The sequence below is a fragment of the Candidatus Baltobacteraceae bacterium genome, from assembly GCA_036559195.1.
In the GTDB taxonomy this organism is placed as follows: domain Bacteria; phylum Vulcanimicrobiota; class Vulcanimicrobiia; order Vulcanimicrobiales; family Vulcanimicrobiaceae; genus JALYTZ01.
In genome coordinates, this window is the sequence record DATBTN010000060.1 from 55,608 (window position 1) to 80,274 (window position 24,667).

Here is a 24,667-nt window from a genome sequence, read left to right on the forward strand (position 1 = left end):
AGTTACTTCGTGGATTTCAGGAACGCGACGAGATTGGCGATATCTTTGTCGGTCAGTCCGTTCGCGGTTTGGTTGGGCATCTGGCCCATGTCGCCCTTATAGCCCTGCTGCAAAATCTTCGCGACGTTCGCCGGCGTCGCCGCGGCTCCGTCGACGAGATTCGGGTGGGCGGGATCGTTCAAAACGCCCTTGAGGCCCGGCCCAACGACCTTGTGGGCGAACGGGGCGATCGCGTGACACGCCGAGCATTTCTGCGTGAAGAGCATCTTGCCGGCGTTAACGTCGCCGCCCGCAAGGCTGATCGCTCCGCTCGACTGCGTCGGAATCGCATCGGATGCGTGCGCGTTCTTTTGCTGCCAGCCTTGATACCATTTCTTGTAGGCTTGCGGGGTATCGATGACCACGTATTGCTTGTTCATCTCGCCGTGCAGCGTTCCGCAAAACTCCGTACAGATGATCTGATAGCGGCCCGGACGGGTCGGCGTGAAGCGCAGCGTATTGATGATGCCCGGAACCATATCGGCCTTCAGGCGCATATCCGGCACCCAGAACGAGTGGATCACGTCGTACGAACTGACGTGCAGCGTGACCGGAACGCCGAGCGGCAGATGCATCTCGTTGGTGATCTCGCCATGCACGTCGGGATAGCGAAACGAGTAGAACCACTGGTGCCCGAGCGCTTCGACGACCATGCCGTTGTTGTCGCCGAGCTGGATGCCGGCCCAAATCTTGATGCTGAAGACCGCCATGATCACGACGAAGATCGTCGGAATCAGCGTCCACCAGAGTTCGAGCTTGTGATTGTCGTGGATCTGTACGCCGATCGCGTCGGGCGCGTCGGTCTTGCGACGGCGGAAGGCGAACGAGAAATAGAGCAGGTAGCCGACGACGATGATGAAGAGCGCCGTGCCCGATGCGAGCAGGAAGCGCGAGAGCGAATCGATCTGCTGCGCTTTATCGACGGCCTCGGGCAGCCAGCTCGTGATTGGAGCCATCAGCCACCAATACAGAATGCTGAGCACCGAAAGGACCGCGATCACCAACGTTGCTAGCCAAAAACCCCGGTCGAGATGGACCGCCGGATCTCTATTCTCTACAGCCAACGTGCAAATACCCCAACAAACTTGAGCATGACATCTCGAAGAGTCTATTACGACTATAGGAAAAAGCGTCCTTGCCTTGCCACGACAAAAGGCCCTGGGAGATCGGCTGGCTGCTTGCGCGGGGACGGGCACGACACGGCGGGACGCCCGCTTTTTCGCATCGTGCGAAAAAGCTGCTCGGCTCGTCGTCGCTCTCGCCATCCTGGCTTCGCTCCTCCCTCGCACGCCCGCCGTGCCGTACCCGTCCCCACGCAAGCCGGTGCGATTTTTGCGGCGGGCTTTTGTCGTTTTTTGTTATTTTTTTAGGGCGGTGGCGAAGGTTTGGGTTAGCCAGTCGGTGTTGGTTATGGCGGTGCCTACGACTATGGCGTCGGCGCCGGCGATTTGGGCGGATTGGGCGTCGGCAGGGGTGTGGATGCCGCCTTCGCAGATCGTGAAGATGTCGAGTTCGGCGAAAGCGTGGACGAGGTCGAGGGCGGGGAGGGAATGGCCTTGCGTTTCCTTTGTATAGCCACAGAGGGTGGTGGCGATGACGTCGGCTCCCATCGCGACGGCGGCGACGCCGTCGGGCTCGGTCGCGCAATCCGCCATCGCGAGAGCGCCGGCGGCGTGGATCGCGCCGATGATACCGGCGACGGTCGCACCGGCCGGGCGCGGGCGCGCGGTTGCGTCGAAGGCGACGATCTCGGCGCCGGTTTCGAGAATCTCGCGCACTTCGCGCAGCGTCGGCGTGATGTAGGGCTCGAATCCCTCGTAGTCGCGCTTGACGAGCCCGAGGATTGGGACCGCGACCCGCTCGCGCACGGCGGCGAGATTTGCTGCGCCCTGGATTCGCACGGCGACGGCACCGTTTTTTTCGGCCGCGGCCGCCAGTGCCGCTAAGACGTAGGGATCGTCGATCGGCGAGTTTGGCCAGGCCTGGACCGAGACGATGAGACCGCCGCGCAAACGATCGAGCAGGCTCACGCTTCCTCCACCACGCGCACGTCGAGTCCGGCGCTCTTGTACGCGAGCAACAGGGCGCCGATCGCCGGATCGTATTGCGGTTGGACCACTTGCGCGTCGGGCAGGCGTTCGGTCACCGCCCGGGCGATCGCTTCGCGCATCGTCGCACCGCTCGTCAGACCGCCGATGAAGGCAACGTGCGGCGATTGGAGCGCGAGGCGCGACGCCGCGTTCGCGGCGAGCGTTGCGAGCGCGCCGGCCGCTTCGCGGCAGGCTTGGGCGGCGCGTTGGCTGCCGTTCTCCGCCGAGCGGACGATCTCGACGGCGAAACCCGCTAGTTTCGCGCGTGCGATCGAGCCAGCATAGAACGCGCGCGCGAGCGCGCGCAGCGACGGCATCTCGAAATATGCGAGCGCGGGCGCGACGAGATCGTTTTCGACCTCCGCATCGGATTCGCACATCGCATCGGCGAGCGTTTCGCGAGCGAGCCAGAACGCGCTCCCCTCGTCGCCAAAAAGGTATCCCCATCCGCCGACGGTTACGCACGCGTCGCTCGAATCGACGCCGTACGCCACGGACCCGGTGCCGGCGATAACCACGATACCCGGGCCGCCGGCAAACGCGCCGCTATGCGCGATCGGCGCGTCGTGCATCAGCGTCAATTGTTCCGCCCCAAGTTCCGGCCATTTGCCGTAGACCTTGCCTTCGTAACCGCTCACGCCCGCAACGATTGCCCGAAAGCGCGTCTGCGAATCGATCTTCGCGGCGGCGCAGGCATTGGCGAGCGCGCGCGCGAGCGCGTCGTGCAGGCGGGTGGATTCCGCTCCCTGCGCGACTTCATCGGCGGCACCGGCGCGGCCGCGCGCGAGCACGCGTCCGGTCTCGTCGGCGACGACGGCAATCGTGGAGCTTTGACCACCGTCGATTCCGGCGAAGAGGGTCACGATGCGGCGAGCATGCGGCCCGCAAAATCGGCGGCGGCGCTTTCGCGATCCGCGCGCCGCGGCAATCGTTCGATCTCGCCGAGACGTTCGCGATGGTGATAGATCTCGTGCGCGAGCGCGAGCGTCACGAACTCCCCGATCTGCTCGACCGCCAGCGCTTCGATGACGCGCGTATTTAAGCGGATCGTCGGACCGGCGGGATCGTACTCCGATCGCAGCGCGTCGGCGCTCCAATCCCCCAGGTCGGCGAACTCGACGGCGACGCCGTACTCGCGCACGAGCCGCATTGCGCGGTTCACAGCATGACCCCGTCGGCGACGAGCGTTTCGCGCAGGAGCCGCGGATCGAGGTTTCGCAGAGACACCGCACGTTGATTCGCTAGCGCGGCGGCGGTTCCGGCCGCCTGGCCGAGCGTCATGACCGTCGGCGTGAGCCGCGTCGATGCGAGCGCTTCGTGCGTGGTGGAGATGCAGCGCCCGGCAACGAGCAATCGTTCGACGCTCGCCGGTACCATGCAGCGGTAGGGAATCTCGTAACTCTCGCCGGCCGGCAGACGGTGCGTGGTCGTGCCGCTGCCGGCGGGATTGTGAATATCGATCGGATAGGCGCTGCGCGCCACGGCGTCGTCGAATCGGCGCGCCTCCAACACGTCTTCGCGCGTGAGCGTGTAGGCGCCGACGATGCGTCGAGATTCGCGAATCCCGATCTGCGTCGCCGTTGCCGCCAGACGACAGTTTTCGAATCCCGGCACGCGTTTGCGAAAGAACTCGAGCAACTGCATCACTTGCATCCGCGATTCGACTTCGGCTCGCGTCAGATCGTCGGGATCGAGCGGATCGATATTGGTGACGCGCGTCATGTTGACGCTGACCTCGTCCTCGTACGGCGTGATGAAGAACGAGACGAGTTCGCGCGGAATCGAAACGTCGCCCTCGTTTTGTGCCGTTTGCCACAGCTCGTAGAGTCCCGCCACCGCCGTCAGGGCGTGCGCCGTGCGTTCGTGCGCCTTCAACGAGGTGCGCATTTGATCGGGATGCATGCGCACGTAGGTTGCGGTTTTCGCTAGGTCGACGTGACTCAAACGAAACATCAAGCTCGCCGGCTGCACGCGGCCGCGCGCGTCGCCCTGCTGCGTCGCGACGCCCGCCGACGCCGCAACGTAGGCGTCGGCCGTGGAGTCGATCGTCAGCCGAGCGTGGTACTCGCGCACGCCGGCGACCGTCGCGAAACGAGCGCCGCGCACCTCGACCGGTCCGTCGTTCGTGCGACCGGCGATCGCGTCCAAAAAATACGCGTGCAACAGCAGATCCACGTTCGACTCGCGCATGAGTTCGAAGAGCAGCGCCTTATGAACTTCGGGATCGAACGGCGTGATCGTCGGCACGTAATCCGAAGAATCGTGCAAGTGGCCCGGGGAACCGCCCATGCGCTGCAAGCGCTCGACGATCTCTTGCGCGATTCCGCCAACGATGCGCTTGCTTCCGGAATGAAAGGTCATCCACGGTCCGACCATCGATGCGGTCGCGGTACCACCGAGAAATCCGTACCGTTCTACCAGCAGCGTGCGCGCGCCATGCCGCGCCGCTGCGAGCGCCGCCGCACAACCGGCATTTCCGCCGCCGATAACCATCACGTCGTAATCGCGCATGGCCGGAGCTTCTACGCTCGGTCGGCAGGCCATTTCAAAGTATGACGTAAAGCTTGCGCGCTCATGTTCACCCAATCGGCAAAGTACTACGACGCACTCTACAAGGCGCTCGGCAAAGACTACGCGACCGAAGCGCAGCGCATCTCGGAGATCGTGGCCGATCGCAAACGCTCCGACGGCAACGCGCTCCTCGACGTCGCGTGCGGAACGGGCAAGCACCTGGAAGCGCTCCGCGACCGGTTCGCCGCCGAAGGGCTCGACATCGATCGCAATCTGCTCGCGATCGCAAGCGAGCGCAATCCCGGGCTGCCGATGCACCTCGCGGACATGATCAGCTTCAATCTCGGCAAGCGCTTCGACGCGATCCTCTGCCTCTTCGGATCGATCGGTTACGCGCCGAATCTGGTGCGCCTCGAACAGACGCTGCAGACCTTCGCCAAACACCTCAAGCCCGGCGGGGTCGTGGTGCTCGAACCGTGGTTCACGCCCGAACAATGGGACGACGGCCACGTCAACGCACTCTACGTCGACGAGCCGGGCCTAAAGATCGCCCGCATGAACGTGAGCCGGCGCGACGGGAACGTGGCCGTCCTGCACTTCCATTATATGGTCGCCTCGCGCGACGGCATCCGCAACTTCACCGAACCGCACCGCATCACGCTCTTCACGCACGAGCAATACGCAAATGCATTTCGTAACGCACGTCTGACCGTCAGCTTCGACGAGATCGGGCTAACGGGACGCGGCCTCTTTGTTGGCACCGCACCGGTTCTCTGAGACTTTTCCGGCTTTAAAACCAGGGAGTCGCCCGCCGAAGGTGTATTTTCCGCCCTAATGCTTTTACAAAGAGTTAAGCCTCTATCGCGAATACTGGCCCAGGGCGCAGATAGCGAACACGGCCTAAAGCGATCGCTCGGCCCTTGGGCGCTGACTGCAATGGGCATCGGCGCCATTATCGGAACCGGCATCTTTGTACTGACCGGTGTTGCCTCGGCGACTCGCGCCGGCCCGTCGCTGGCGCTTTCGTTCGTGGTCGCCGGCATCGTTAGCGCGCTAGCGGCGCTCTGTTACGCCGAGGTCTCGAGCAAGATCCCGATCTCCGGCAGCGCCTACACGTACACCTATGCCACGCTCGGTGAATTCATGGCGTGGGTGATCGGGTGGGATCTCGTGCTCGAATACGCGCTCGGAGCGGCGACGGTCAGCATCGGCTGGTCCGGCTACTTCGCGAACCTGCTCGCGCAGGCGCATATTTGGAACATTCCGCCGCAATGGGCGAACGGACCGCATTGGGGCCTCGCGGGTCAGGCCGGCCCGTCGGGTTATGCCAACGTTCCGGCGGCGATCATCATCCTGATCATCACCGCACTGCTCGCTCGCGGCACGCGCGAGTCCGGACTGGTGAATTCGATCATCGTCGCGATCAAACTCTGCATCGTGGCGTTTTTCATCGTCATCGGACTGCAGCACATCAACATCATTAACTACCACCTCCCGGCCGGACCGCTCACTCACGATGGCGGTTTCTTGCCCTTCGGATGGAGCGGCATGCTGGGCGGCGCGGCGTTCATCTTCTTCGCGTATATCGGTTTCGATGCGGTCTCGACCACCGCCGAAGAAGCCAAGAATCCCAAACGGGATCTGCCGATCGGCATTCTCGGGAGCTTGGCGATCTGCACGATTCTGTACATCATCGTCGTGCTCGTGCTCAACGGCGTAGTTCCGTTCTACACGCTCAACAACGCGTTCCCCGTTGCGTATGCCGTCCTCCACATGGGTCTGTCGTGGGGACCGGCCGCTTCCATCATCATCTCGCTGGGCGCGCTTGCGGGTCTGACGACGGTGCTGCTGGTCATGATGTTCGGACAGAGTCGCGTGTTCTTCGCGATGTCGCGCGACAAATTGATTCCGCCGTCGTTTACGCGGCTGCATCCGACGTGGCGCACGCCGGTCTTTTCGACGGTCTTCTTCGGCATCTGCATCGCCGCGATCGCGGCCTTCACGCCGATCAATATCGTCGGATCGCTCACCAACATGGGCACGCTCTTCGCGTTCATCCTCGTCTCGATCGCCGTACCGATCCTGCGCAGGCGTCACGCGGATCTCAAGGGCTCGTTCACGGTACCGTTCGGGCCGTACATCATTCCGATACTCTCCGCGATCACGGCCCTCGGCTTGATCTACTACTTAAAGGTTGGCAACCCGCTCGCGTGGGGATTCTTCCCGATCGTGTGGCTGTGGTTCATCATCTGGCTCGTCGTCGGTTTGATCTTCTACTTTACCTACGGCAGAAAACACAGCACCGTGGCGCAAGACGAAGCGGCCAACGCACTGCTGATCGCCCAACCACCAGTCAACTAGTCTACCCGAACCCCGGAAAGAACAACGAGCCGCGTCGTACGCGACTCGTTGTTCTTTTCCGGGACAAAGCTTGCCTCGCAAGGACAAACTAGTTTAAACTAGTTATATGAAAACTACCCCTCGGCGAGCTTGGAATCTTCAAGACGCGAAGGCTAAACTCTCGGAGCTCGTGGATCTCGCGGAGTCCGGAAAAGCGCAAGTAATCTTACGCCGAGGAAAGGCGGCGGCCGCAGTGGTCTCGATCGGCGAGTATGAGCGGCTTCACCCGCAGAAATCTCTCGTGTCTTTCCTGTTGCACTCCCCGCTGATGCATTCCGAACTGGATCTCTCGCATGCGGACGAACGCTACGATCCGCGATCCGACATCTTTGACGACGAGCGCGCATAGTGCCGTTTCTTCTCGACACTACGGCGCTGTCGGAACTTACAAAGCCGCTCCCTAATTCCGGATTTTTATCATGGATGTCTACGCACTCAGCGGCCGAGGCATTTGTGAGCGCTCTTTCCATCGGTGAGTTGGAGATCGGAATCCGCCTGCTCGGAGCGACCAAGCGCCGGCGCACGTTAGAGGCGTGGCTGCAGAACCTCATCGACGAATTCGAAGGGCGCATTCTCTCGTTCGACGTCGCGTCGGCGCGAATTTGGGGTCGGGCGGTTGCCGACGCTCGCCTTAAGGGCAGGACGCTCCCGTCGACCGATTCTCAGATAGCCGCCACCGCCTGTTCCCACGGACTGACCATCGTCACTCGGAACGTGAGGCACTTTGACGTCGCCGCATTCGGCGCGCTCGATGTCGCCAATCCATGGTCCGCCCAATAGTCTCAGGCTAATTTCTTCGACGTGAGGATGACGATCGGCGCGTCGGGTTCGCGCCCGGCGAGTTCTTCGCGCGCGAGTGCGATGGCTTGACCGGCGCTCGCGAGGCCGCTGAAGTCGGCAATCCGCGCGCCGTGCAGAACGAACAGATCGGGCAGCGCGCGCCCGACATCGCCGAATGCCGTGGCCGATTCGATCGCTTCGCCAAGCGACTCCGGGGCCGCGCCCGCGGTCGACTGCGTTAGACTCGCATCGAGCAAGCCCAACCGCGCGACGCCCGTGGCGTCCAATACGCGCAGATCGCGCAGCGTTTTCATCCGCCCGAAACGGCCGGGTACGCGCACTTCGCGCTCGTAGATTGCAAGCGCATCCGTTCCACCGATGCGCCGTACCTCGTGGAGTTGCGCGCGCAACATTCGCGCGGCCGTTGCGTGCAGCTCCTGCGGGCCGCTCGCACCGCGCGCGGCGGTCTCGGCGAGTTCGCTCGCGCCCGAAGCGGTCGCCCGCACGAGGTTGCGCTGCGGATCGATCTCGATGGCAACCTCGACGCGTTCGGGCGACGCACCCGCGGCGATCACCGCGTCCTGCGCTTGCCGGCGAATGCGCACGATATCCTCCGGCCCCGGATCGACGATCGTTCGTTCCACCACTTCACGCACGAGCGCCAACGCCACGCCGATCGGCGAAATCACCTCGGCGTCGCGCGCGAGCCGAAAATCGAGCCGGCTGCGTTCGGCGGCGTACGGTACGAGCGCGGCGGCACCGCCGCCGCCGCCCACCACCACCAGCGTGCGCCGGTCGAGCGCGTAGTCGGCGACCAGCTCGTCGATCGCCGCAATCACTTTATCGGTCGCACGATCGAGCACCGCGCGCGCGAGCGCGCGCGCATCGCCGCCGAGAAGCTCGGCGAGCAACTCGAAGCCGCGCCGCACCGACTCGCCGTTCCCGCGCGAAAACGCGCTCTCGGGCACGTACCCGAGGAAGTTCGACGCGCAGGTCGGCGTGAGCGCGATGCGCGTGCCGTCGCGCGCGACGATCGCCAGGTAGTCGGGCGGATCGTGCGGCGTCGGCCGAATCGTCTCGACGCGCGCTCCGTCGAAGAGTTCGGGCGCGACGAAACTCGCATACTTTAACCCCGCGATATGGGCCGAGCGCGGGCCAACGTCGACGATCGCGTCCGCCGAGATGCGGATCATGCTGCCGCCCGCGATCGCGAGCGTGCGCACGTCGAGCGTGCGCAGCATGGTGCGATGTCCGCCCACGCGCGCCGGCCGCATCTGCGGCATGCCCGAGCGAATCGCCGAACAGTCCGCGCTCGTCCCGCCGACTTCGATAAAAATTCCGTCGGTCACATTTTCGTAGAGGAGCGCTCCCGCGACGCCCGCGGCGGGTCCGGAGAGCAACGTGAGGATCGGGCGGCGCTCGATTTCCCGCACGTCCATCACGCCGCCGTCGCTGCGCATGATCATCAACGGAGCGGCGATTGCCGCGCGCTGCACGGCCGCATCGGTCATTTGCGCGGTCCGAACCATTTTCGGCAAGATCGCGGCGTTGAGTGCGGCCGTACGCGTGCGCGCGCGCAATCCGTACATCGAGCTCACCTCGTGGCCGGCCGTGGCATACAAGCCTTGCGCGCGGGCGTAGTCCACAACCGCCGCTTCCTCTTCCGGCCGGTCGACCGCAAACGCATGCGATACGGCGATTGCGTCGACCCCGGCCGAGCGCAACCGATCGACGGCCTCGCGCGTTCGCTGACCCCGCACGAACTCGAAGCGCGGAACGAACGGGGCATTGGGCGCTAAATCGAAAGGTGCGAACCGCATCTGCGCCCGCGCGAGCGGCGCAAACCCGTCGAGCAGGCCGATCACGCCGACGCTCGCCACGTCACCCTCGAGCAGCGCATTGGTTGCCTGCGTCGTCGAGTGCGCGATGAACGCAACGTCGTTCGGATCGATCGCGTGTTCGGCCAAGAGCCGTTCGATGCCCGAAACGATGCCCGCCGCGACGCCTTCGGGCGCGTCGTGTGAGGTCGGCACTTTTACGCGCGCGAGTAATTCGCGGCTGCTCGCGTCGATGGCGACGACATCGGTAAACGTACCGCCGACATCGATTCCCAGCCGAAGCTTGCGCGCCATTACCCGCGAATGCGCCTACGGCAATCGCTCACAGCGCGGCCAATTCGTCGTAGAGGTATGCGAGCGTTTTGATGCCGCCGAAGAATTGCGCGAGCGTGAACTTCTCGTTCGGCGCGTGAATTTGATCGTCGGGCAGTCCGACGCCGATGAGCACTTGCGGCAGGCGCAGGATGCGATCGAAACTCGCGACCGGACCGATCGTGCCGCCGGTCCCGATGAAGACCGGCGCTTTGCCGAAGCCCGCTTCCATCGCGCGCGCGGCCGCGGCCACCGCCGGATGATCGCGCGAGGTAACGACCCCGCGCGTGTCGCCCGCCGATTCCACGCTCACGCGCACGCCCGGCGGCGCGACGCGCCGCACGTACTGCGCGACAGCCTCTTTTATGACGGCCGGATCCTGGTCTCCGACCAGGCGCGCGGATATCTTCGCTTTCGCCCAGCTGGGGATGATCGTCTTACTGCCCGGCCCTTGATAACCGCCCCAAATACCGTTGCACTCGAGCGTCGGCCGAAACCACATGCGTTCGAGCGCGAGCCGGCCGCGCTCGCCGCAGAGTTCGGGGACGCCGAGCGACTTTGCTTCGCGCGCTTCGTCGAACGGCAGGCCGCGCAGTTCTGCGAGATGGCGCGGCTGCAGATCCGCGACACCGTCGTAGAATCCGGGGACGAGCACCCGTCCGTCGGCGTCTTTCAACGCGGCGATGATCTCGGCCAGCGCTTCGATCGGATTGCGCACGATGCCGCCGTAGTATCCGGAGTGCAGATCGTTCGTCGGGCCTTCGACGGCGAGCTCCCAATGCACCAGCCCGCGAATCGAGGTCGTGAGCGACGGCACATCGGCGGCGAACACCGCCGTGTCGGATATTACCGCGATATCGGCGACGAATTTCTCTCGATAGCGCGCGAGCGCGGCTTCGAAATTCGGCGATCCGATCTCTTCTTCGCCCTCGATCACCACTTTGAGATTCACCGGGAGCGCGCCGCGCGTTTTCATGTGCGCCTCGATGGCCGCCAAATGCATGAGCACCTGACCCTTGTCGTCGACCGATCCGCGCCCGAAAATCTTGCCGTCGCGAACCTGCGCTTCAAATGGCGGGCTCGTCCAGAGTTCCAGCGGGTCGACGGGCTGCACGTCGTAGTGACCGTAGACGAGCATCGTCGGCTTGCCGGGCGCGCCCAGCCACTGCCCGTAGGCTAGCGGATTGCCGTCGGTCTCCAAGACCTGCGCTTCGAGGCCGATCTCGCGCATGCGTTCGACCAACCGCTCGCAGCACGTCCGGACGTCCGCTTTGTGATCGGGGTTCGACGAGATCGACGGAATCGCTATCCAGCGTTTGAGTTCGTCGACGTACGCGTCTTGGTGCGCGTCGCAGTAGGCCGTAAGATTCGTATCGATCGTCGTCATATCCCAGAGCTATCCTTGAAACGGCTGGCCGAGTTGCACGTCGAGGGTCTTCCCGTCGCGTTCGAGTTCGAAGGAGTGAGGCTTTCCGTCGTAGGCCCGCAATTGCGTCTGATACGTTCCGTACTCCCACCAGAACTTGCCGTCGAGCTTGTCGACGACGTCGTTGCTGCGCAGCCCCGCGGTATACGCCGGTCCGCCGCCGCGCACGAACGTTCGCATGTTGCCGTCGACCGTCTTAAACAGCGAGAAATAGTACGACGGCGGATCCGCCGGATCGTAGGCGAGCCCGACGCTTAGCAGATGCGCTCCGGCGACGGCGTGCGCTTGCGCCCAGGCCTGCATCCGCACGATCCCCGCTCGAGCGAGCGCGTCGGTCTCGGGCGCACTCGGAGCGGCGGCAAAGACCGCATGATCGTGCCATTCGCTCACCTGCCAGCCGCCGCAATCGCTCAGGACCACGCCGATATCCACGTCGGTCCCCGCGCTGATTTGAAACGACGTGGACGTCGTCTCGATATACGCCACATACTTTTTGCGCGAACAATCGCCGGCATTGGGATCTTGCTGCGAGGCAAACGCCCGCACGCCGTTCCAGCCGTTGAGTGCGGCGACCACGGCCGCGACGGATCGGCGCGCGTACGCGCTGCCGTCGTCGCCGACCGCGATGCGATTCGCCGCGCTCGATGGAGCGAAGAGTCCCGGATGCAGTTCCGCGGCCGCCGCCGGCCTGGCGAGCGATGCGAAGGCGTGCGTTCCGAAGAGCGGCCCGGTCGCGGCGGCGATTGCGATGCAGGCGACCGTCGCAACCGCCACTTGATACGGAAGCGTTCGCTTCGTGATCTCGGCGATCGCCGTGCCGGTAAAGTTCGCCACCCAAACGTTCGCCGTGTTGGTCGGATCGCAGACGTTCTGCACCTGAACCACGGCCATGATGGTGGCGACGAGCACGACCGGCGGAAAAACGTGCGCGGTGAGCAGAACCGTGAAGATCGCGATGCCTACGCCGAACGGATTGAGCGGCCCGCGATAGAGTACGAGCGGACTGAGCAGGCCAAAGATCACCACGAAGACGATCGGATTGTGCAGCGCGCCGGCCGCGACGAGCGGTTGCAGCGCGGCCGAGAATTGCGGTTGCGTCGTCGCCTGCAGCAACATCCCGATGCCGATGAAAAGCATCACCGCCGGAGCCACGTCTTCGACGCCTCGAATCGCCGCGGCCACCAAGGTGGGGATACTCATGCGCGGACGCGTGGTGAGTACGCCGTAGATTGCCGAAAGAATAAACGCGAGCGTGGCATCGATCTTGAGAAAGAAGTAGAGCGCGATGGGCAGCACCGGGGTGATCAGCGACCACCATGGAACGCCCGGCGAGCGAGTGGGCTTCTCGGCGCGCACGGCCCACGTTGCGTAATCGCGCGTCGTGCGAAACGCAACGATCGCATAGACGACCAGCGCGATCGCATCGATCGCCGCGAGCAGCAGCGCGAAGCCGTAGAGCTGCTGTTGTCCCACGCCGAAGAGTTTGGTGTAGAACTTCCAGTTGGCGATATTGAAGATGAAGCCCAACGCAAACGACATGAGAAAGAGCGTCGAGGCGACCTTACGGGGCACGCCCGTCGTCATCATAATCGGCAGCACGATCGAGCCGACCATGATGATCGCGCCGAGCCCCGAAAGCGAGACGAAGAGCACGGCGACCACGGCGCAGAGAACCAGCGCGAGGGCCATCGGCCGCTCGCCGCCAAACTCGGCAGCAAAATTCACGATCGTCTTAGCGATGCCCGTATCGAGCGTGACCCGCCCGAGCATCGCGCCGAAAATCACGGCGATGTAGACCGGCGAAAGTTTGGCCGCGCCGTCGACGACGATGCCGCCGAGATCGTGGACCGGTACGCCCGCAACGAAGGCCATGGCGACGGCCATCAGCGGCACCGCGAGGATCGCCGGCGTCACCCGCGCGTACATCAGCGCCGCGAAAACGGCGAACACCGCGAGGATCAGCAGCCCGCTACCCATGCGTCAACCCAAGTACGTCTTCCAGCGCCGGAAATTTCTTCGCACGCACGTAGTCTTCGTAAGTCATCGTATTGATGCGATCCGCGCGGTCGATCGCGCGCGCGGCGGCGATGTGATAACGCTCGAGATTGCTCGCAAGGTGGCCGGTCCGGCTCTCGTAATCCCAGGCTTGGCGATAGAGCGGCGCGATCGCCTCGTAATCGTCGCGCAACTCCCAGAACCAATACTTGCACCAGTAGAGGTCGCGAATCGTGCGGGCGTGGGGCACCCCGATCTGCGCTTGGGCATCGGCGTAGTAATCGCGCACTTCCCGCGCGACTTGGTATTTTCGTCCGAGCAGATCGTACCGCCGGGCCGCGAGGTACATCGCTCGAGCGGTCGCCGCGTGCAGCGGCGGCGGCGCTCCGAGCAGATCGCGCTCCACGGCCTCCGACTCGAGCCGCACCGCGCGCAGGTCGACGTTCGCCATGCGCGCCGCGATTCGCGAATCGAACGGATCGGCCCAGAACACGTAGTCCGAGCTATCGTAGGGATTCGCCGTCACGCGCGTCTGCGCGTCGGCAAGTTCGGCGATATCGCGCCCGTAACGCGCGTCGTCGCTGCCGAAGAACGCATGCGGGAAATCGCTTTCATAGCGTGCCGTGTCGACGGATCCGCTCTCCCACGCGCTCGCGGCGGCGTACAGCACCGGATACCACGTCGATTCGTAGAGCGTCTCGCCGTCGTCGTGCCAAACGGTTTGGAAGAGGCCGAAAACGTGCGCCGCCTTGCCCTCGTCGATAAACGTCGATTCGTTACGCAGCGCGCGGGCGATATCGGGGTAGATCTCGTTCCAGTTGTTCGCGCCGGGAGCGACCATCTGATCGAATCCGCCGCTCGCGATGCGTTTGATGTACGGCTCGAAGGTTTTTTCGTCGCCGTAGTGCCAGTTCACGATCACCGCGTTGCGCGGCAGCAGCGGCATGATCGACGGATCGTTCTCGATCCCGTCGTCCCACAGCATCGTGCGCGCGCCCGAGGGTGCGATCAACGCGTTCATCGCCTTGATGTGATCCGCATAGACCGCGGCCTTGCCGCGTTGGGCAACCAGCGCCTTGGTTTGGCCGTCGCCAAGTTCCGACGTTTCGTCGGAGCCGATGTGGAAAAACGGCGGATGCGGCACGGCCGCGAGTTCGTCGGCGATCAGCCGCTTGAGATACTCGGCCGAAAGCGGCGAGGCGGGACTGAGCAGGAAATCGTGCTGCAGTTCGCCGGCGCTCGCGTAGGTTTCGAGGTCGAGCGTGTTGTGCATGTGCGCGAACGTCTGCTGCTCGGGGATGAAGGCGACGTGATAGCGCGCGGCATAGGCGTTAAGTTCGCGCAGTTGCGCCGGAGTAATTCCGTCGAGCGGTGCCGGCAGCGGTTCGTTCGGATCCGCAAAGACGTGCTCCATGTACGGCGAGTAGCCGTTCATCTTAAAATCGGCGATCGTGCGAATGCGTTCTTCGAAATAGCGCATCGTCGGCAGCGGACCGCGCGAGACGTCGTCGGAGAGTATTCTCCAGCCCAGCGCCGGCGCGTCGGTAATCCGCACGCACGGCAGACTCCAGCGGCGACCCGTTCGCTGCGGCAGCTGCGCGAGCGTCATGGCCGCGTAGAAGGCGCCAGCCGAATCCCCGGCGGCGATCTCCACCGATCCATTCGACCCGACGTTCAATCGGTAGGCCTGCGGCGCCATCGACGCGCGATCGACCCGAACGTCGGGATGCGCGGAGCGTACGGCCCCGGGCAGTCCGAGCGCGCGCCAGCGCCGGTCGAGTTCGGAGAAGGCGGCGGCGTCGAAACGTTCGCCAACGCGTAACGGCCGGGTGAATGCAAACGGTGCGGCGCACCGCTGGGTTTGCACGGACGCCGGTTTCGGCAACACGTGGAGCGCGTTCCCGTCCGCGCGCGCGACGAACGGCGCGAGTGTCGCGATCGCGCAGATAAAAACCGCCAAACGCTGCATGAGCTTGCCTTATCCGCTCGCGCAAAGGGTTTCCTCCCCGCGAGTCGCTCGGCGAAACGCTACACGGCGCGCATGGCCGCTTCGCGGCGGTCGAGTGCCGCGTTCGCGCGCGCGATAAACGTTCCGACTTCGGACGCCTTGAGTTCGCCGATATCGGCTGCGAGCGTGGTTACGGCCAGATCCGCCGTCAGCAGCGCGTCGTGTTGCGCGGGGTCGGGATCGCGGTCTTCGAACGGGCGCAAGCCGCGGTGGCTCGCAAATTCGCACCGCACGACGAGCGTGTCGAACGCGTCGCCTTGGTCTCCAAGGTCGCCCGAGTGGGCGGCTGCAAAACTCGCGAGCCGTTCGCCCAAATAGGCGCGGACCAGCTCGTCTGAATGCCGGCGCGCCGCTTCGGCACCGTAGCCGGCGAACTCCGGGATGACCGCTTGGACCTGCTCCAGCAACGCCATGCCGCCACCTACGCCGAAGGCTCGGCTCGGACCCGCCTCGATTCCGGGCGGCGCGGGGCCGACAACTAGTGGGATATGGGCGTACTACTGGCCCTCGCGATCGTCGTCGCCGTCGGCGTCTCGATCGCGCTGCAGCGAGTCCTCCGGCGCTACACGCGCGAACGCGACGAGAATCGACGCGTGCGCTCGCTCTTTTCCCGCTACGTCCCCGAACAGGTCGTCGACGAACTCTTAGAGCGCAACGACTCCCGCCTGTTCACCGCGCAGACCTATCACGCGACGGTCCTCTGCGCGCGCATCCGGAATTTCTCGCTGCTCGCCGAGGCGCTGACCCCCGAGCAAACGCTGCGCTATCTCAACGAGTTCTATGCCATAGCCGGGCGCTCGATCGAACGCCGGCGCGGAATTATCGAGAGCCTACGCGGCGATACGATCACGGCGGTCTTCGGCGTATTGATCGACACGCCGTTCCAAGAGGAACGGGCGCTGGCCGCCGCGCTCGAGATGGTGCGCCTCGTCAACGGCATGAGCGCGCGCTGGAGCGCGCAGGGGCGCAAACCGTACGCGATTACCGTCGGCGTGAGCACCGGAGCGATCGTGGCCGGCGACGTTGGATTCGCGCGGCGCCGCGAGTTTGCCGTCGTGGGAAACACCGCGCACGTTGCCGCCCGTCTGCAACTCGCAGCCGAGGAACTCAACGCCTACATACTCGCGTCGGCGACCACCTTCGAGCCGGTCGCCGAACAATTCGTCGGCGTGCCGGCGAGCACGCTGCCGCTGCAGGGACTCAAACGTCTGCAAAAGGCGTACATCGTGCGAGGGCTCGCGCAGCGAGCCGAAGAGGAACTCCTGCGGCTGCCGGATGAAGCGGCGATCGCGCAAACGGTCGTGAAGCCGGAGGAGCCGCCCGCATCCGAGCCCGAACCGGCCTCGCCACCGCCGCGAGCGGCGCCCCGGGAGCCGTTTATCGATCCGCCGGCGTGGAGCGGCTACGACGATCTGCTCCCCGCGATGCCGGAAATACCCGCCGTCACGGGCACCTACGAAGACGATAGCGGTCCGCCGATCTCGCTTCCGCCGTAACTCAGGCGAAGCAAGCCTTCCATCGCGCTCTTCACACGATTCTTTCATTTCGGCGCGAATCTGCCCCGGGCGCGGCCGCGTTAGTTCAACCGAGGGCAACGGACGAATGAAGCGAAGCAAACTCACGTGGAAGATGCAAGCCGGCTCATGGCCCGCGTTCGGGCCCGCGACGCATCGGCATTCGAAGCCCTGTACGATTCATACCACCGTCTCGTTTACGGCGTCGCCGTGCGAATTCTCACCGACGTGAGCGCGGCCGAAGACGTAACGCAAGCGGTATTTCTAAAATTGTGGAGTTCGCCTACGGTGTTCGAAACCGGCAATTTCGCGGCCTGGATTGCCCGGGTCACGCGAAACCGTGCTTTGGACCTTCTACGCAGCAAAGCGCAGCGTCCCGAGGGTGAACTTCCCTGTTCGGTTCCCGACGACGAGCAAATCGAAGACGCCGCGTTCGCGCACATCGATGCGGCCGCCGTTCGCACGGCCCTCGCGCAGTTGCCGGCAGAACAGCGCGAGCCGATCGAATTGGGCTTCCTGAACGGCATCACGCACGAAGAGATCGCGCGCCGCACCGGGATTCCGCTCGGCACGATCAAGACGCGCATCCGCGCCGGGCTGCGGCGTTTGCGCACCTCGCTCGAGGGAGCGGTGACCGTATGAACCCGCACGATCACTCGCTCGACGATGTCGCCGTCTTTGCTCTCGGCTCGCTTGCGGCGCCGCAAGCGCAAGCGATGCGCGCGCAGATCGCGACCTGCCGCGAGTGCATGGCGGAGTATCGCGCCTTGCGCCCGGCGGCCGATCTCGTCGGCTTAACCGCGGAGTCCGCGGCGCAGCCGAGCCGTCTGCTCAAAGCGCGCCTGATGAAGCACGTACGCACCGAAGCCGCTCCGAGTGCGGGCGCGATCGCGCCAAGCGCCGCGACCGTGCGGGCGGTGCGCCCGATCGTGTGGCCCGCCTATGCGGTCGCCGCCGCGTGTTTGGTTATCGCACTCCTCATGGGCGGCATCAATAGCTCGCTGACGTCGTCGCTCAAACAATCCCAAAACGAAGTCGAGGCGACGAGCGCGCGCTCCTCAACGCTCGCCCGCGCCGTCGAGTCGCAGAAGCAAACCATCGCCGATCTCATCAACACCGGCTCGCAGCACTTCCAGGTGGCCGATGGCGAAGTGATCCGGCACGGCGCGCGGCTGTACATCGCGATGCGCGACCTGCCGGCGCCGCCCAAGGGAAAAGTCTATCAGGCTTGGACGCAAAAGACCGGCGCGAAGGGGATGTCGCCATCCGTAACGTTCGTGCCGAATCGTAACGGCGTCGCCGTCGTCGCGCTTCCCGAAAACGGGACCCAAGTCGCGGCCGTCGCGTTGAGCGTCGAGCCCGAAGGCGGCAGCAAACAACCGACGAGCGCGCCGACCTTTCTCGTTAAGCTGAGCTAACGTGGGCGCTGGCGTGCAGCGCCTCGCACCCGCGCACGAGCGCGCCGCTTTGGCCTTTCTCGCGGAGTCGCCCTACGAACACGTTTTCCTCACGTGGCTGATCGAGCGCGATCGTTCGAGCGCAACGCGCGCGGGTCTTCACGTGTATCTAGATGCCGCGCGCGTGCGCGGCGTTGCGTTCTTCGGCCGTCAGGTAGTGCTCGCCGGCGACGAAACGATCACCGACGCTTTTGCGAGCGTCGCATCGGCATTTCGCTTCGAGCGCATGATCGTCGGGCCGAGGCGGCTCGTCGAACGGTACTGGTCGCAGGTACGCGGCTGGCACACTCCGGCACGAATGGTGCGCGAAAGTCAACCGCTGCTCGCGCTCGAACCGCACGATTTACGCGGCGACGCACGCGGCGTGGCCGTGCGCCGGGCACGCGAGGACGAGTGGGCTGTGGTGACCGAGAATTCGGCGATGATGATCGAGCACGAACTCGGCTACGATCCACGCGCGTACTCCGTCGATTTCGGCGCAAACGTGCGGCAGATGATCGCGCGCGGCTTGTGGTGGCTCGGCGAATTCGAAGGCCGGATCTGCTTTTTCTGCAACGCCGGACCGTACAGCGCGCAAACGCTGCAGCTGCAGGGCATCTGGACGCCGCCGCATTCGCGCGGTCGCGGGCTCGCCACCGGGGCGCTGCACGGAATATGCGCGGCGCTGCTGGCCGACTATCCCACGCTCTCGCTCTACGTCAACGGTTTCAACGCGCCCGCGCTCGCGCTCTACGAGCGCGTCGGCTTTACGCGTGCCGGGGAATTCGCAACGATCCTGTTTTAGACATCGGTGCGATCGTGATGGTGGACGACGTTCTCAACGTCGTGAACGCCGGTCATAACGACCGTCTCGGTCTTTCGGAAGAGGTTGACGATCCAACCGATCACGGCGATGACCCCGATGATCGCGAACAGAAAGACGATGCCGAAGATCCAGGCGCCGGCGTGCAGGAGATGGACGACGAAATCACCCACGGAAAACCTCCCTTAAAAAACGGCCTAACAGTACCCAGCGGTAGGTTGCGTGCGGGAGGGCGCGATGCCTTCGGAAATCCCCCTGGAACGTTTGCTGCGCGGCCGGGGTCATGGGCGCCATGAAAGCCACACAGATCGTTCTCGCTCGCCGGCCCGCGGGCGAACCGGCGGCCGAAGACTTCCGATTCGAAGAAACGGAGTTGTCTGCGCTGCGTGAGGGCAACGTGCTGCTGCAGACGCTGCTGCTCTCGCTCGACCCGTACATGCGCGGACGCATGAACGCTGGGAAATCGTACGCCCCACCGGTCGAAATCGGCGCCGTCATGCCCGGCAGTACGGTCGCGACCGTTGTGGAGTCGCGCGATCCCGCGTTTTCGGCCGGCGATATCGTGGCCGCGGAGAGCGGCTGGACCACCCATGCGATCGAGCACGGACGCGACCTGCGCAAGCTCGATCCCAAGGCCGCACCGGTTTCGTATGCACTCGGCGTTTTGGGAATGCCGGGCCTCACCGCGTACTGCGCGCTGCTCGACATCGGCGCACCCCGACCGGGCGAAACCGTGGTCGTTTCGGCAGCCTCGGGCGCCGTCGGGTCGGTCGCCGGACAGATCGCAAAAATCAAAGGTTGCCGGGTCGTTGGGGTGGCGGGCAGCGACGAGAAGTGCGCGTACGTTATCGAAACGCTTGGATTCGACGCGTGCATCAACCGGCGCTCCGAGGAACTGCACGCGGCTCTAGGCCGCGCCTGTCCCGACGGCATCGACGTATATTTCGACAACACGGCCGGCGCAATTCTGGAGGCCGTACTGCGCCGCATCAACCTGCACGCGCGCATCGCGCTCGTTGGATTGATCGAACACTACAACGCGACCGCCGCGCCGAAAGGTCCGAATCTCTCGCCGCTGCTGGTCGCGCGCGCGAAGATCGAAGGCTTCCTCGTTGGGGATCATGCGGCGCACCACGATGCGTTCGCGCGCGACGTGGGCGGCTGGCTGCGCGAGGGCCGCATTCACTATAAAGAAGACACGGTCGAGGGGCTCGAGAACGCGCCGCGCGCGCTCGCGGGTATGCTCCGGGGTGAGAACTTCGGCAAACTGCTCGTGCGCGTGAGTGGCTAAGCGACTTTTGTCTGAATTTTAAGGGGAGCGGGCCGGGGCTCGCCGAACGCTCTCGGCACGTACTTTCTTCGGAAGGATCTTCGAATGAAACGTCTTCTTACGTCGCTTCTCACCTTTGCTGCCATCGCATCTCTCGCCGTCGGTTCGGCTTCGGCCGGGACGATGAAGGGTCACACGCATCATAGCAAGATGATGATGTCGCATTCATGCCCTGCGGGCCAACATTGGGTCAAGGGCTACATGCGTAAAGGGAAAATGGTCCACGGCTACTGCCACAAGGCGTAGCGGATCGGTTTTAGCCGAATCCATAGAAAAGGACGCGCCGCCTGCGGGCGACGCGTCCTTTTCTATACTTTTATCCCAGCGTGAGCGGGCGGTAACGGATCCGGTGGGGAGCGGCGGCGGCCTCGCCGAGACGGGCTTTCTTGTTCGCTTCGTATTCGTGATAGTTGCCCTCGAAGAAATAGACCGACGAGTCGCCCTCGAACGCGATGATGTGCGTTGCGATGCGGTCCAAGAACCACCGGTCGTGACTGACCACCAGCACCGTCCCCGCGAACTCGCTGAGCGCGTCTTCGAGCGCGCGCAGCGTTTCGACGTCGAGATCGTTCGAGGGTTCGTCGAGCAGAAGGACGTTCGCGCCGGTGAGCAGCGTCTTCGCGAGGTGCAGCCGTCCGCGCTCGCCGCCCGATAACGTTCCGACGAGTTTCTGCTGATCGCCGCCTTTGAAGTTGAAGCGTCCCAGATACGCGCGCGACGGCATCTCGAATTTTCCGACCATCACGAGATCGAGGCCGCCGCTGACGTCGTCGAATACCGTCTTCGTGTTGTCCAGCGATTCGCGGCTCTGATCGACGACCGCGAGCTTGACGCTCGGACCGATGTGAATCTCGCCGGCGTCGGGCGTTTCCTTGCCGGTAATCATTCGGAAAAGCGTCGATTTGCCCGCGCCGTTAGGCCCGATGATCCCGACGATCGCGCCGGCGGGGATGCGAAAATTCACGTCGTCCATGAGCAGCCGGTCGCCGTAGGCCTTGCGCACGTTGGTGAAATCGATCACCCGATCGCCGAGGCGCTCGGCAACCGGAATGAAGATCTCTTGCGTCTCGTTCTGACGCTGATAGTCGTAGCTGGAGAGCTCTTCAAATCGCGCGATGCGGCTCTTGTTCTTCGCCTGCTGCCCTTTCGTGCCCGAGCGAACCCACGCAAGTTCGCGCTTGAGCGCCTTCTGACGCGCCGATTCGGTCGCTTCTTCTTGCGCGAGCCGCTCTTGTTTTTGATCCAGCCACGAACTGTAGTTGCCCTTCCACGGAATGCCGCGTCCGCGATCGAGTTCCAATATCCACTCGGCCGCGTTATCGAGAAAGTAACGATCGTGCGTTACCGCGACGACCGTTCCGGGAAAGCGCTGCAAAAATTGCTCGAGCCATTCCACACTCTCGGCGTCGAGATGGTTCGTCGGTTCGTCCAGCAAGAGCATATCGGGTTTCGAGAGCAGCAGGCGGCAAAGCGCGACGCGCCGTTTTTCACCGCCGGAGAGCGGTCCGATCTTGGCGTCCCACGGGGGCAACCGCAGGGCATCCGCCGCGATCTCGAGTTGCTGCTCGAGGTTGTCGCCGTCGTGCGCGAAGAGGATCGCTTCGAGCTTCGCTTGTTCGGCCGCAATCGCATCGAAATCGGCGTCCGGCTCGCCGTAGGCGGCGTAGACCGCATCGAGACGCTTGCGCACCGAGAGTAATTCGTGCAGCGCTTCTTCTACGGTTTCGCGGACCGTTTTGTCGGGGTCGAGCCGCGGCTCTTGTTCCAAATAGCCGATCGATAGATTCGGCAGCGCCTTCGCCTCGCCGTCGAACTCCGTGTCGGCGCCCGCCATGATGCGCAGGATCGACGATTTCCCGGAACCGTTGAGCCCGAGAATGCCGATCTTGGCGCCCGGGAAAAAACTCAACGAGATATCTTTGAGGATCTGACGCTTCGGCGGCACGGTCTTGCTGACCCGATGCATCGTATAGACGTATTGCGACACGGATTACCTATTTAAACGCTGGCGCTGAGGGGGATGGCCGGCTGGCGGCCGGGTGGAGTCTTCCGCGGAACATGAGTTACGGACCTTTTGGGCATACTACCGCATGCCGAACCCACCGCGCCTGTACGCCTGGTTCACTGAGGCCCGCGTCACCTACTGGCTCAAGACGCTTCTGCTGGTCATCGCGGCGGCGTACGTACTCGGCGGCATCCTCACGTTTCTGGCGCGCATCGAGACGATCGTCGTGATCCTGATCGCGTCGATCTTCTTTGCCTACCTGCTCTATCCCGTGATTCGAGCGTTGAATCGGCGATTGCCGCTGATCGGCGCGATCCTGGTCGTTTACGGTTCGCTCTTCGTGCTCTTCGCGTTGGCGGCGTTCTTCATCATCCCGCCGCTTTCGACCGACATCTCCACGATCGTCCAAGGGTACCCGCGCGCGATCGCGACCGCGCAAAATGCGCTACGCAACCCCTCGACGCCGTACATCTCACACCTGCCGCAGTGGCTGCGCAATACGCTGGCCAACGTCCCCGGAGAGCTGCAAGCCTGGGTGCGGGTGCACGGCTCGGACGCCGCGGTCGGGGCGCTCACCGTTTTGACCGGAACGTTGAGCGCCGTTGCAGCGATGGTTATCGTGCCGGTTCTCTCGGCATACTTGCTGATGGATTCGGAGAACCTCAAGCGGTATTCGATGGGATTGATTCCGCAATCCAAACGCGAAAAATCGCTCGAGGTACTCTCCGAACTCGAACAAGTTATCGGCGGATTTATCCGCGGACAAATCTTGGTCGGCGCGTCGGTCGGCATCCTCATCACCGTCATGCTGATGATCATGCACGTACCGTACGCGCTGCTTATCGGCGTGGGCGCCGCCGTGCTCGACGTCATTCCATACGTCGGCGCAGTGGCCGCATTCATTCCGGCCGTGCTGCTCGCCGCTTTCACCAACGGCCCCATCAACGCACTCATCGTTGCGGGGTTGTTCATCGCCATATTCCAGGCCGAGGGCAATTTTATTGCCCCGCACATCGTGAGCCGCACCGTTTCTTTGAGCCCGCTCGCCGTGCTGCTTGCGATTCTGATCGGCGGCGATTTGATGGGCGTGGTCGGCATGTTCATCGCCGTTCCGGTGGCGGGCATCTTGCGCGTCGTGGCCTATCACGTAATCCCGCCGAAGGCCAGCGCCGAAGAAGCGCAGCCCGCGCTGACGGAGGCCCCGCGCGAGGCGCCGCTCGACGAGCCGGCGCCCGAAGCCGCCGTCGAAACCTAACGGCGCGCTAGCGCCAAATCCCCGCAATCGGCGTGGCACCGGCGGACGAACCCAGGGGCGGCAGGCCAAAGAACGATTCGATCGTGCGCAACACGTGGTAGTGTGAAATCACGACGTCGTAACGGCCCGGCCGCACCATCGGCCCGATGAAGAGCGTTGGAATATGGTTCGTAAGCGGCTTGCTGCTTTCGTCCCAGGTAACGATCACCAGCGTGTTGTGAAGCTCTGCCCACGCGACGAGCGGAGCCACGTTACGGCGCAGCCATGCGTCCGCGCGCGCGATGCTCGCGCTATGCATGTCGTCGAGTTCGTTGGGAATGAGAAACGCGACCGTCGGCAAGTTCGCGTACGGAGGAAAACGCGAAAACGGTTGGCTTTCTGAAGCGGGCACGGAGGAAAAGTGCGTCCACGGAGCGTGTTTGCGCGCGTACGAGCCGGCGCTGCATCCGGAATAACCCGGCTCCGGGAGGCCCTCGGCGTAGCCGGTGAAGCTCTTCCCGGCACGTCGAAGTTCGGCTCCGAGATTCGGGGCGTCCGTCGGAATTCCGGCGACCGCGCAAGCGTCGCCGTTGGAGTTGACGCGGCCGGCAAAGAGCGCGAAATAGTTCGGCTGGCTCGGATGCGCGACGCCGTACGAACGCGTGAACAGGGCGCCTCGCGCGATCAGTTCGTTGAGGTAGGGCGCATCCTTCGTGTCGCCGACGATATCTTCGTACGCCTTGTTCTCTTCGACGATCACGATCACGTGTGCCGGCCGCACCGGCATGTGCCCGGCCTTAGCGATGGGCAGCGGCGGAAGCTCGGTTAGCCGCGTGTGTCCCGACCGAAAATACAAGAAGGCCGCCGCCGCGATAACGAGCACGAGCGCCACACCGGCGATCCACCAGATCCTCCGCATCAAAAAA

The 24,667-nt window shown here is 64.0% G+C and carries 23 protein-coding genes; 10 read left to right on the plus strand and 13 right to left on the minus strand.

The annotated features are described in order from the left end of the window. Nucleotides 1-2: 2 nt before the first annotated feature. From coxB to VIG32_09955, 5 genes are all read right to left on the minus strand, one after another. Complete coding sequence (gene coxB, locus VIG32_09935) at nt 3-1,040, minus strand: cytochrome c oxidase subunit II (protein ID HEY8298329.1); 1,038 nt, start codon at nt 1,038-1,040, stop codon at nt 3-5. A gap of 357 nt (nt 1,041-1,397) precedes the next feature. Beyond that, nucleotides 1,398-2,069 (minus strand): N-acetylmannosamine-6-phosphate 2-epimerase, encoded by a 672-nt coding sequence (locus VIG32_09940; protein ID HEY8298330.1) that lies wholly within the window; start codon nt 2,067-2,069, stop codon nt 1,398-1,400. Beyond that, nucleotides 2,066-2,992, minus strand: a complete 927-nt coding sequence (locus VIG32_09945; GenBank protein ID HEY8298331.1) for a BadF/BadG/BcrA/BcrD ATPase family protein — start codon at nt 2,990-2,992, stop codon at nt 2,066-2,068. Before VIG32_09945 ends, VIG32_09940 begins: the two co-directional genes overlap by 4 nt. Then, nucleotides 2,989-3,291 carry a hypothetical protein gene (locus tag VIG32_09950; GenBank protein ID HEY8298332.1) on the minus strand — a complete coding sequence of 101 codons (303 nt, stop codon included), beginning with the start codon at nt 3,289-3,291 and terminating at the stop codon, nt 2,989-2,991. The genes VIG32_09945 and VIG32_09950 overlap by 4 nt, the downstream gene beginning before the upstream one ends. After that, nucleotides 3,288-4,640, minus strand: coding sequence for an FAD-dependent oxidoreductase (locus VIG32_09955; GenBank protein HEY8298333.1), 1,353 nt, complete (start codon nt 4,638-4,640; stop codon nt 3,288-3,290). Before VIG32_09955 ends, VIG32_09950 begins: the two co-directional genes overlap by 4 nt. Nucleotides 4,641-4,703: 63 nt before the next feature. On the opposite strand from VIG32_09955, the gene VIG32_09960 reads away from it, so the two are divergent. The 4 genes from VIG32_09960 to VIG32_09975 all read left to right on the plus strand — a co-directional run bounded on the left by VIG32_09960 (nt 4,704) and on the right by VIG32_09975 (nt 7,820). After that, nucleotides 4,704-5,417: a class I SAM-dependent methyltransferase gene (locus VIG32_09960; GenBank protein ID HEY8298334.1), complete on the plus strand. Its 714-nt coding sequence runs from the start codon at nt 4,704-4,706 to the stop codon at nt 5,415-5,417. Between the two features lie 57 nt (nt 5,418-5,474). Then, on the plus strand, nt 5,475-7,001 hold the full coding sequence (locus tag VIG32_09965) for an amino acid permease (protein ID HEY8298335.1): 1,527 nt from the start codon (nt 5,475-5,477) through the stop codon (nt 6,999-7,001). A 106-nt stretch (nt 7,002-7,107) separates the two neighbouring features. Beyond that, the gene (locus tag VIG32_09970; GenBank protein ID HEY8298336.1) at nt 7,108-7,389 is read left to right on the plus strand and encodes a type II toxin-antitoxin system Phd/YefM family antitoxin; all 282 of its coding nucleotides are present in this window, start codon (nt 7,108-7,110) and stop codon (nt 7,387-7,389) included. After that, on the plus strand, nt 7,389-7,820 hold the full coding sequence (locus VIG32_09975) for a type II toxin-antitoxin system VapC family toxin (protein ID HEY8298337.1): 432 nt from the start codon (nt 7,389-7,391) through the stop codon (nt 7,818-7,820). The genes VIG32_09970 and VIG32_09975 overlap by 1 nt, the downstream gene beginning before the upstream one ends. 2 nt (nt 7,821-7,822) lie before the next feature. Here VIG32_09975 and VIG32_09980 read toward each other — a convergent pair whose 3' ends face one another. From VIG32_09980 to VIG32_10000, 5 genes are read right to left on the minus strand one after another with little or no spacing between them, the layout of a single operon-like run. Continuing rightward, nucleotides 7,823-9,952 carry a hydantoinase/oxoprolinase family protein gene (locus VIG32_09980; protein ID HEY8298338.1) on the minus strand — a complete coding sequence of 710 codons (2,130 nt, stop codon included), beginning with the start codon at nt 9,950-9,952 and terminating at the stop codon, nt 7,823-7,825. Nucleotides 9,953-9,980: 28 nt separating this feature from the next. Continuing rightward, on the minus strand, nt 9,981-11,357 hold the full coding sequence (locus tag VIG32_09985) for a dipeptidase (protein HEY8298339.1): 1,377 nt from the start codon (nt 11,355-11,357) through the stop codon (nt 9,981-9,983). Nucleotides 11,358-11,366: 9 nt separating this feature from the next. After that, nucleotides 11,367-13,373: a hypothetical protein gene (locus tag VIG32_09990; protein HEY8298340.1), complete on the minus strand. Its 2,007-nt coding sequence runs from the start codon at nt 13,371-13,373 to the stop codon at nt 11,367-11,369. Beyond that, the gene (locus VIG32_09995) at nt 13,366-15,360 is read right to left on the minus strand and encodes a glycoside hydrolase family 20 zincin-like fold domain-containing protein (GenBank protein ID HEY8298341.1); all 1,995 of its coding nucleotides are present in this window, start codon (nt 15,358-15,360) and stop codon (nt 13,366-13,368) included. The genes VIG32_09990 and VIG32_09995 overlap by 8 nt, the downstream gene beginning before the upstream one ends. Before the next feature lie 59 nt (nt 15,361-15,419). Further along, entirely contained in the window at nt 15,420-15,812 is a 393-nt protein-coding gene (locus tag VIG32_10000) for a hypothetical protein (protein HEY8298342.1), read from the minus strand. Between the two features lie 75 nt (nt 15,813-15,887). Here VIG32_10000 and VIG32_10005 point away from each other — a divergent pair, with 75 nt between their 5' ends. The 4 genes from VIG32_10005 (at nt 15,888) to VIG32_10020 (ending at nt 19,154) form a co-directional block, all read left to right on the plus strand. Next, entirely contained in the window at nt 15,888-16,895 is a 1,008-nt protein-coding gene (locus VIG32_10005; protein HEY8298343.1) for an adenylate/guanylate cyclase domain-containing protein, read from the plus strand. A gap of 147 nt (nt 16,896-17,042) precedes the next feature. Further along, the gene (locus VIG32_10010) at nt 17,043-17,555 is read left to right on the plus strand and encodes a sigma-70 family RNA polymerase sigma factor (GenBank protein HEY8298344.1); all 513 of its coding nucleotides are present in this window, start codon (nt 17,043-17,045) and stop codon (nt 17,553-17,555) included. Next, entirely contained in the window at nt 17,552-18,331 is a 780-nt protein-coding gene (locus tag VIG32_10015) for an anti-sigma factor (GenBank protein HEY8298345.1), read from the plus strand. The genes VIG32_10010 and VIG32_10015 overlap by 4 nt, the downstream gene beginning before the upstream one ends. Before the next feature lies 1 nt (nt 18,332). Continuing rightward, entirely contained in the window at nt 18,333-19,154 is an 822-nt protein-coding gene (locus tag VIG32_10020) for a GNAT family N-acetyltransferase (GenBank protein ID HEY8298346.1), read from the plus strand. Here VIG32_10020 and VIG32_10025 read toward each other — a convergent pair. After that, a complete protein-coding gene (locus VIG32_10025) occupies nt 19,151-19,345 on the minus strand; it encodes a hypothetical protein (protein HEY8298347.1) in 195 nt (64 codons plus the stop codon). The two genes, VIG32_10020 and VIG32_10025, sit on opposite strands and share 4 nt — an antisense overlap. A 119-nt stretch (nt 19,346-19,464) precedes the next feature. Here VIG32_10025 and VIG32_10030 point away from each other — a divergent pair, with 119 nt between their 5' ends. Continuing rightward, nucleotides 19,465-20,463, plus strand: a complete 999-nt coding sequence (locus VIG32_10030; GenBank protein HEY8298348.1) for an NADP-dependent oxidoreductase — start codon at nt 19,465-19,467, stop codon at nt 20,461-20,463. 355 nt (nt 20,464-20,818) lie between these two features. On the opposite strand, the gene ettA is transcribed toward VIG32_10030, so the two are convergent. After that, nucleotides 20,819-22,489, minus strand: a complete 1,671-nt coding sequence (gene ettA / locus VIG32_10035; protein ID HEY8298349.1) for an energy-dependent translational throttle protein EttA — start codon at nt 22,487-22,489, stop codon at nt 20,819-20,821. A 103-nt stretch (nt 22,490-22,592) separates the two neighbouring features. Here ettA and VIG32_10040 point away from each other — a divergent pair, with 103 nt between their 5' ends. Beyond that, nucleotides 22,593-23,762 carry an AI-2E family transporter gene (locus VIG32_10040; GenBank protein HEY8298350.1) on the plus strand — a complete coding sequence of 390 codons (1,170 nt, stop codon included), beginning with the start codon at nt 22,593-22,595 and terminating at the stop codon, nt 23,760-23,762. A 7-nt stretch (nt 23,763-23,769) separates the two neighbouring features. Here VIG32_10040 and VIG32_10045 read toward each other — a convergent pair whose 3' ends face one another. Then, nucleotides 23,770-24,660 (minus strand): alkaline phosphatase family protein, encoded by an 891-nt coding sequence (locus VIG32_10045; GenBank protein HEY8298351.1) that lies wholly within the window; start codon nt 24,658-24,660, stop codon nt 23,770-23,772. Nucleotides 24,661-24,667 lie beyond the last annotated feature (7 nt).